Source organism: Candidatus Electrothrix sp. (assembly GCF_052785085.1).
Map to the genome: position 1 here is coordinate 25254 of NZ_JALAAI010000028.1, position 9015 is coordinate 34268.

The 9015-nt window shown below is 44.8% G+C and carries 8 protein-coding genes; 6 read left to right on the forward strand and 2 right to left on the reverse strand.

The features are described from left to right. The first annotated feature begins 60 nt into the window (after positions 1-60). The 3 genes from L2082_RS06695 (at position 61) to L2082_RS06705 (ending at position 1359) form a co-directional block, all read left to right on the forward strand. Positions 61-276: a hypothetical protein gene (locus L2082_RS06695; RefSeq protein WP_446009026.1), complete on the forward strand. Its 216-nt coding sequence runs from the start codon at positions 61-63 to the stop codon at positions 274-276. Between the two features lie 212 nt (positions 277-488). Then, positions 489-665 (forward strand): hypothetical protein, encoded by a 177-nt coding sequence (locus L2082_RS06700; protein ID WP_446009027.1) that lies wholly within the window; start codon positions 489-491, stop codon positions 663-665. A 73-nt stretch (positions 666-738) separates the two neighbouring features. Beyond that, the gene (locus L2082_RS06705; protein ID WP_446009028.1) at positions 739-1359 is read left to right on the forward strand and encodes a Uma2 family endonuclease; all 621 of its coding nucleotides are present in this window, start codon (positions 739-741) and stop codon (positions 1357-1359) included. Positions 1360-1460: 101 nt separating this feature from the next. On the opposite strand, the gene L2082_RS06710 is transcribed toward L2082_RS06705, so the two are convergent. After that, on the reverse strand, positions 1461-2066 hold the full coding sequence (locus tag L2082_RS06710; RefSeq protein ID WP_446011560.1) for an Rpn family recombination-promoting nuclease/putative transposase: 606 nt from the start codon (positions 2064-2066) through the stop codon (positions 1461-1463). 716 nt (positions 2067-2782) lie between these two features. Further along, positions 2783-6475 carry an LGFP repeat-containing protein gene (locus tag L2082_RS06715; RefSeq protein ID WP_446011561.1) on the reverse strand — a complete coding sequence of 1231 codons (3693 nt, stop codon included), beginning with the start codon at positions 6473-6475 and terminating at the stop codon, positions 2783-2785. A 750-nt stretch (positions 6476-7225) separates the two neighbouring features. On the opposite strand from L2082_RS06715, the gene L2082_RS06720 reads away from it, so the two are divergent. From L2082_RS06720 to L2082_RS06730, 3 genes are all read left to right on the forward strand, one after another. Then, on the forward strand, positions 7226-7468 hold the full coding sequence (locus tag L2082_RS06720; RefSeq protein WP_446011082.1) for a hypothetical protein: 243 nt from the start codon (positions 7226-7228) through the stop codon (positions 7466-7468). Next, complete coding sequence (locus tag L2082_RS06725; RefSeq protein ID WP_446011083.1) at positions 7455-7826, forward strand: PIN domain-containing protein; 372 nt, start codon at positions 7455-7457, stop codon at positions 7824-7826. The genes L2082_RS06720 and L2082_RS06725 overlap by 14 nt, the downstream gene beginning before the upstream one ends. A 373-nt stretch (positions 7827-8199) precedes the next feature. After that, complete coding sequence (locus L2082_RS06730; RefSeq protein WP_339133611.1) at positions 8200-8355, forward strand: hypothetical protein; 156 nt, start codon at positions 8200-8202, stop codon at positions 8353-8355. Positions 8356-9015: the final 660 nt, after the last annotated feature.

A 9015-nucleotide genomic window follows, 5' to 3' on the forward strand; every position in this document is an offset into this window, starting at 1 on the left:
AGGATGGTGCGGCAACTCCAGGTCTATCCTTTCGCTTCTTTAGAGTTCGAGCAGGAAATTATGTTTATTGACAAGTACTTCTTGAAAGCAAACAAAAGGTTTGCAGTAACTGACAAGGAGTTGCTTGTAATAAACAGAAGGTTATTTGCTCCTGACAAAAGGTTTGCGGCTATCAACAGAAGGTTGTTGGTAGAAAACAAAAGGCTTGCAGCTACCAATAGAAGGTTGTTTGCTCTTGCAAGAAGGTTGTCAGCAATCAACAGGAAGTCTGTTTAAACAGCAAACTTTCTTTTTGCTTCGCCGGATTGTTCTTCATCAAGAAATTTCCTTGTCGCAGAAGGAAAAACCTCCATATCCCTTCCTTTATCCTTAAAAAAAATTTCATTTTATTCCTTGACAGGTGGAGCAAAAGACGTTATTCAGGTTTATTGCCTCTTATAACTCTTCTTTTCTTCAAGATAAAATTCTTTACCACAGGAAGAAGTCTCATGGCCTATCAACACAAATCATCCAAAGCTATCACCGATGCTCAGGAGTGCTCTGCTGATCTACGAGCAATTGATCCAAATCTGGATTTAGGCAATAATCTCACTGTTGCTGCTTATGATGCCAAAATAACCGAGGTACAGACGGCCCTGGACACCTACAAAAGTCTGATATCATGATGAAAATATATCTTAATAACTGCTGCATTCCTATGGCGACAACGTTGAACGATATAATCAAGGAGAAGGACCTATGCAGGCACAGAAGCAGCATCATATCAGCCCTGAAGAATATCTTACCGGGGAACGTGATGGTGATATCCGGCATGAATACTTTGCCGGAGAAGTCTTTGCCATGGCCGGAGCAAGCCGGGAACATAACCAGATCTCGACAAATATCGTCCGCCTGCTGGGCAATCAGCTGTTGGAGAAGCCGTGCAGCGTCTTTGCCAGCGACATGAAGGTGAAGATCCAAAAGAGGAGAAAGTATTCCTACCCGGATATCGTTGTTGTCTGTGAAAAAGAGGAGTATGAGGATGAGCACAACGATGTGCTGCTGAATCCCGTCGTTCTTATAGAAATCCTTTCCGGCAGCACCGAGGCCTATGATCGGGGAGACAAGTTCTCCCATTATCAGGAGATCCCTTCATTTACCGAGTATATCCTGGTTTCTCAGTATACCTTTAAGATGGAACGATTTGCCCGGCAGGCCGACAATTCCTGGGTGTATACGATATATCAGGGTGAAGAAGATATACTCTCTGTCGAAACAATAGACTGCGAACTGCCGCTGGCCGAGGTGTACAGAAAAGTACGGTTTGCTGAACAGGGAGCGCGAAGAAATCGGCTGACTGTGCGCAGTCTCCCTGATTAGGGAAAAAGAGGATTATTCGAGTCGTGATATTTGATCAGTTGCAGAGTAAAATCTAATTTTACTCTGACCCTTTTTACCGGATAAACGACTCTTTCTTCTTGTTAGTCGTCCGAGCGCTCTTTTTCAATCTCCTTAATCTCTTCTTCTGACAGGCCCGTCAACTGAGCAATCATTTTGATATCAATTCCTTGCTGAATTCCATTACGGACTATCTCTCTATCTCTTTCATTCTTACCTTCTTCTTTTCCTTCTACTCTCCCCTCATCAAAAGCGGTATCAAGGGAGTTTTTCATGTCCCGATAATATTTCAGACTCTTCTCATAAGAACGCACCTGGTCCGGGGTAAAGCGTGCAATCTCCGCAGTATCAAAGAGCTGCTCAAACACCTGTTCCCGCAGCATGTCTGGTATTCGTTCCAGCCGATTCAGGTTCCTGATAACGTACAGCCACTTGTCAAACCGAGTCTTCAGCTCATCCAGTCTTTTGCTGAATTTGGGCATTTCCAGGTAGATAAAGGTCAGCTTATCATAAAACACCCGATTGGTGTCAATGTCTGTCAACTTAACATCATAGCGGTATTTTTCAGGTTGGTCTTTATCTTCGTCAAAGACAAAATCCAGGAGCAGGTTTTTATTCGGCTCTTCACCGAAGATTTTTTTAAATCCGTAATCAGTGAACAGGTTGATATAGCGTTCTTTGCTGGCCATTATGTATGTTTTTTACAGGTTGCCGAGTATTCTAGTGCCTTTGACCACAACGCACTCTTTCTTCATGGTCAATGTCAGCAGTATATTCCTCTTTTCCCGGAAGTACAACCGGTGCTTTTGGGCAGGGAATGTGTCGGGGAGCGAGGAGGTGTAGTTTGTGGTTTTATCCTGAACGAGAAGCTCGGGGCTGTGGCGCGGGAGGTTGGGGTGCTGACGAGATGAAAAGGGAGATATAATTTTTTCTGCAAGGTGTTTGAGCGAGCTGATCTAATAAATTTCCTTGGGGCGCAAGGGAATTTGGCCTTTTAAGACAGCAGTCTATCAGAAAGTTATTCTTGACAAAAAAATCATAATTGTCATACTGTTCGGATCATAGCAGCACGGAATACGGGGCTCGTTAATTGGTTTTTCTTGTTCGTGTTTTTTTGACTCTTACGTTGTTGGTGGAAAGCGTGGTCTGCCCCTAATTTGCTCTCCGGGCGGGGCTCGGATAATTATGGTCCCTATGGCTATTCCTTCCTTTGGCGGGATGATTATTGCTCTGCTGACTGTTTTTGTGGTGCCTGTGTTGTATTGTTGGGTTGAGGAGGGGCGAGTGAAGGGGTAATTTAAGGCAAGAGAGACGGAAACGGAAAGGAAAAGGAAAAACAGAAGAGGGAAAAATCATGAGGGCATCGCTTTTGCTGCTTCGATACCCTCATGGTTACCGTTTATTGTTACGGAAGGTTATTGATCACATAGTTCACATCACTACTCAACATCTCAGCTCCACGGTCAGAAATATGCTTTCCTGATTGAGCCCGCAGTTCATTAAGCAGGGCTTTGAGTTGATTTTCTGCAGTCTTCCTTCTACCGGCATCTGACGATTTGAGCGCAGCTCTTACCTTTGCCAGCATACTCTTCATAATACCGTTGGAATCAATCTCGCTTCTGCGACGTAGCTCACGAATTATCTCTGCCAAACTCTCCAGTGTAGCATTTACCTCAAAGACGATAGATTCCGTGGTGCTTCGTCCTGCATAGTCCTTGCCAGTTACTGTCAGAGTGTGTGTCCCTAATGAGAACCAGAAGAGATCAATTGTTTCACCATCTGTAACAGCTGTCCCGTCAAGATTGGCCGCTGTAGTCTGAATCCCTGAACCTGGAATAGGGTCATTGACAGTAAAGTCAACGAGGAAAGGTTCAATGCGGGTGTGAATAGTCTGATCACCGGCTATGTTCACGACGGGATTTCGTGTATCAATCTTGAAGTCTTCACTTTTTGGTTCTTCCTCATTGCCTACATAATCACGAGATCGGTAGTACAAGGTCGTTGCTCCTTCATCTTCATATACATCTCCATATATAAACTCAAGAGGATTTTCTCCAGGGTCACCTTCTTCCCAGGTTGACATATTATTTTTACTGTACTGAATAACCTCAATGCCTTTGCTGCTGAAATCTTGCACTGACAAGGTAATAGTTACAGAATCGAGAAGCCAGTCGTTTTCGCCGTAGTTCTGACCTGTCACCGTTATTGTCGTAACAGGAAGCAAATACTGTAATGTTCCGCTTTGATCAGGATCAATCTCAATTTGACCAACATGAACTATATCACTGCCTGCCCCGGAATGAACTGACAGATCAGCAGTTGTTCCAGGCCCGTCGTTCTCATAGACAAGATCATACCCTCTGTTGGTTACTTTGATTTTTAGATTCTGCCCTGGAACTATCTTCATATTGCTCAATTCAGCCCAAACTTGCTTGTCCGGTCCAGCAATAGTCCAAGTGATATTTTTAGCAACACCATCTGAAGGGATACCAAATGAAACTGCCTTGCCCTTGTCACCAATATTATGCGCTGTGAGACTATCAGGTTTTCCTTCTGTTCCCGGGCTCTTGATGACAGATGAAATCTTGCCGGATTCAAAGACGGCTTCGTAAATTTCACCATCAGGAACGTTTGCCGCAGGAACTATTTCTGTTTCAATGGAAGCACCTATACCTTGACCAGCATACAGTTGCATAGGCATAGTAGAAGAAGAACCATTGCTCACCATAACAGGAGCCAAATTTGCAAGACGGTCTGCATCAGTGCTGTTGCGGATATCAGCCCATTTTGTAGGAGGGCCAGATAAGCCAGGCTTGAAGAATGTTTTACCTGTATCGTCCGTTATCTGATTAGCTCTTCCTTCACTGCCAACCAAAATAAACCAACCGTTTTTAATTAATTCAAATGCTGCTCCAAAGGGAGTAACTTGTGATTGAGTGAAAAGAATACTTGGCTGCCAGAACATTCTTCCACCAGTGAAGAAGCCGCCACTGTAGTTGCGGTACTCAAACGTATTTAATACATGATTTATTTCAATGAAATTTTTTTCAACGACCTCCCCGTTTTTTTCCTTTGCATGCGGATAAGGATAATTTGAGTCAGCAATGTAAATCCTGGAGCATCCGGGACCTCCATCACTACACTCTGTGAATTCATCAAAAAGGTATGGACGTACAGAATGGCCACTCCCAAAAAGATAATCGTCAAAAATTGATATTAGGGGGTGATCTCCTATCGCTGCAGCTGTAGCTGCACCAGTGTAATTTAAGTGCGGATCATGGGTTGCTCCGCTCGCAACCATTCCAAGTGTCCAGAGTACCATATTTGTCCCTAACTGGTACCCTTGCTTGATATTCAGCTCATTTATAAGTCCCGCGTGTTGAATGGGGTCAGGCTCCAGCTCCCTAATCTCGGGATAATAACGATTGATAGGCTCCGAATAAGGTGACCATCCGTGTTGAGCATAGATTGACTCAAGTCCCATTCCGAAACAGTTCCCATTTGCTGCAACACCTTTGTATAATTTAAACCACAAGGCATTAAACGGGTGAAGCCACCAGTCTTCATCTGTTTCAACATCGGTAAAGGTTGCAGCATACTGGTCATAAGTCAGTTCATCTGTGCTGAAATTTTCAAACGGCCAAAACATATACTTCCAGAAGTTCTCTGGATTATATGGCAAATCTTTTGTACGTATCGAAAAAACTGCTCCAGCATCTCCATTTCGGCGCATACCATTCTCATCTTCGGTAACCCCCCAGAGATTGTCTATAGAGTATGTCGCATGAAGTGTACCGAGATGATCGTTACCACTTGAATCATCATCATCCCATACCTCAAGAGAAACATCAGCGATAAAATCGCTATGTACAGCAGATGTTATCGTCACTGGCCAGCCGACATCCTTACTGCTTCCGTAGCAACCGCTGTTGGGAAAACGTTCATCGACCACATGACCATCAGGCGTATATATATCTAAGTAAGCATAGATATCCTGAGAGCCGCAAAGGCTACCAAAGGGTGTGCTCATGCAGTCGTCGCCATCCCCCTGAAGTCTTGTAAGATAAAATTCAAGAGCACCGAATGGCAGCACCGCCCAGTGGTTAAGGTCGGCATCTGGTCTATAATCGACCAGTACTCCGTTTTCAAAATCTTGGTAGCTGTAGCCATCCGCATTCGTTCCTATGCCAGAGACAGGAACTCCAAGCCAACCGCTTGGCCCTCCAGTTTCTTTATAGCCAAAAAATATTTCATCTGTTACTTCCCAAGTTCCATAGCTACTCTCATATACAGCACCTTTTTCAAAGAGAGTAACAGTGCCGATAGTTATTGGATTACCATCATTATCTTCAACTATAAGCGGGCCAGTATCAGAGAGTGGATATCCTAACGCCGCCCCTCCAGCCCCTCCTTGTACCTTCCAACGATCAAGGGTAGCACCTTGGACCACAAAAGCCCCCGTATCAGCTTTCCAATAGATTTCTCCATTGGTAAATGCTTGATAGCGTCCCTGGTTGGGGCCAGCTTGTTCCTCAGAAACAGGCAAACCAATATCTTTAGCAACATCCAGATATCGAGTATATATATCACCATAGACGATATGCTTGGAAGGTCCCGACTCAATAAGGATGCAGCCGCGTTCAAACCGGCCATCTTGATAGCTGTCCTGCCAAGTGTAGTCATTTATCGGAACACCGATATAGTTAAACAGGTTACTACCGTCACCAGTTTGCTGTAATGCAAGCGACTGCCATTTATTCCAGATAGCGGTCGAGATACGAACTGCCCCGAAGTCATCGGAATAGACAATTACTCCTTCTTCAAACTCCTGAGCATAGGCGATAACGGTGTTTCCCCCGACGGAGGAAACTGCTGTAACTGTGCCAATTGCATTGCCGACATCGCCACCCGAAAAGTTTTCTGGATGCAATTCAATCTTTTTCCGTTTCTGCTCTATTTTTTGAGCAGCATTTTGTTCCTCTGCTGATTGTGCAAATGCCTGTGTCGTCGATAACGGTTGTAAAAATGTACCGCCGCATGTTCCAATGGCAACAGTTGCCAGTACCGTAATCAAACTAATCCTTAGGTAACCTTGCATACTTCCCTCCTTTTTATTGATAAATACGAATAGGAATTGGATTTTCCCGTCTCGGTAAAAACAGGCAGTTACAGAAAAGCTATTGCTGTTTTATAAAAATCAACAGCTCTATCCTCTTGATTTTGTGCTATGGATTTCAACCCCTAATTCGCATTGATAAACGTTCAGAATGAACCCGTATAGCACAAATATTTGATTCTGTCAATTATGCAGGAATTAATTGGGGTCAGAGCCCTATTATTCAACTTATTTGTCACCTCCTCCAATGCCAACCGCCACCGTAAACATAAAACCCAGAAACGCAACAACCCCAGCCCTTCCCCTGAAGGGCTGTCCCCCTCCATCCTCTTCAATCATCCCCGACAAATACCCAATCCCCCAAAAAAAAGAAATAATCGCAACTCGTTCCCCCAGCCCACCGTCTGCCGCCCCGCAACCACCCGCATCCCCTGTTCCGTCACAACGGTTGTGCTTCCGGGAGAATTTGAATATACAGCTAGGTAGGTCTGCTTGAGTGAAACGAAAGCGGACACAAGCCCTTTCAGCTTTCAATGGCCTTTACACCCGGCTTGGGGAGAATCGGAACCATTGTCCTTGGGAAAGTAATTCGGGGACACAAGTTGAGGTTGTGTTGCCGGGCGGAGGGCGGAAAACGGGATAATCTTGGGTTTGTCTCTTTACCTGCACAGAATGATTGCTGTATAGTGAGATTATGGTGAAGATATATCTTGATAACTCAACGAGGTCAATATGGAAGCGATTCGAAAAATCCAAACAGTAAAAAATGGGCGGGTTCATCTGCATCTTCCTAAACAATTTTGGGGACAGCAGGTAGAAATTATTGTCCTCTCTACGGCGCATCAGAAAAAAAGCACAGCCCCGGAGGAAAGAAGCCTTCGAGGTTGCCTGCGCCAATACGCGGATTCTTCCTTGATTGCTCGCGAGCATGAGGCATGGCAGGACGCTGTGAAGGAAAAACATGGCCCTTGTTGATGCAAATATTGTCTTGCGTTATCTGCTGGACGACCATCCTGAACTGTCGCCGAAGGCGGTTGAACTCATTGAGGAGAAGGATGTTCTTCTTCCGATGGAGGCGGCATGCGAAGTCGTTTATGTTCTGCAAAAAGTCTACAAAGTGGACAGAGAGCAGATTCAGCAGTATCTCGGTGAACTCGTCAACAGACAGCTGGTTGCAGTCGAGAAACCTGATGTGTTCCTGAAGGCCCTTGAATGCTATTCCACAACATCATTGGACTTTGTTGACACGTTGCTCTGGGCTTATCATGCCGTTGACCAGCAGGAGATCCTGACTTTCGATAAAAAGCTTCGCAAGCATATTGAAAAAATGTGAAACAGGCTCGGAGAAAACCGGAGCCATTTTCCTTGAGCAGCACGGATAAAAGGGGTCAAAACCCAATTAATCAACTCGTTTCTCACCTCCTCCAATGCCCACCGGTACCGTGAAATAAAGCCCAGGAACGCAACAACCCCGGCCCTTCCCCCGAAGGGCTGTCCCCCTCCATCCTCTTCAATTATCCCCGACAAATACCCAATCCCCCCCAAAAAAAAATGATCGCAATTCGTTCCCCCATCCCACCGTCTGCTGCCCCGCAACCACCCGCATCCCTTGTTCCCTCACAACGGTTGTGCTTCCGGGAGAATTTGAATATACTGAACATACTAAAGATTTCCAGAACGTTGACATGCAGGGTCAGGAGATGATTATGAAAGAATTAAACATGGAAATATTACCCGAGGCCGCAAAAAGAGAGCTGTTCGGCTTCTATGAATATCTCGTTGACAAATATACAAAAAAAGGCTGTAAAACAGCCGGATCCAGCAAGGGGCAAGAAGGTTTTGGTTGCCCTGCAAGAGTTTAAGCGCCTGAGAGAACAATTACATCCTGTTGTAGACCCATCTGTGGATATCGACAAACTCATCAATACAATGAAGTAAGGGCGAACCCCATGTGTTCGCCAAGTCCATAGGCAGGTCAGTTCGTCTTGGCCTGGGTCCGGTAGAAATAGTTGGATGTGAGAAGGTCCGCATCCTGCTCCGGCACGGTAACAACATAGTTTTCATACATTTTTCAGAAGATACTTATTGCGATGCTGACGGTGTTTGTGGTGCCTGTGTTGTATTGTTGGGTGGAGGAGAAAAAAGCGGGATGAGTCTGGATTTGCCTCTTTACCTGCATGGAGTGATTACTGTATACTGAGATCATGATGAAAATATATCTTGATAACTGCTGCATTCAGCGACCGCTTGATGACAGGACTCAGCTGAGGATTGCGGTGGAGGGTGAAATCATCCTGAATATCCTTTCGCTGTTCTGAAAAAAGCGAAGAGAGTAGACGACCTCAGAGTCAGGGCTGTTTCAATCCTTGAACTGTTACAGGAGATGGAAAAATGAGGCTCTTCGCAGATTAGTGGGAAACGCCATATTCTGCATAATTAGAATAGACATTCTGGGGAGATAATATTATAATTTGTGAAAAAAATCAAAGAGGTTTTTCCATGAAACTACTTTCTCTTGCTTA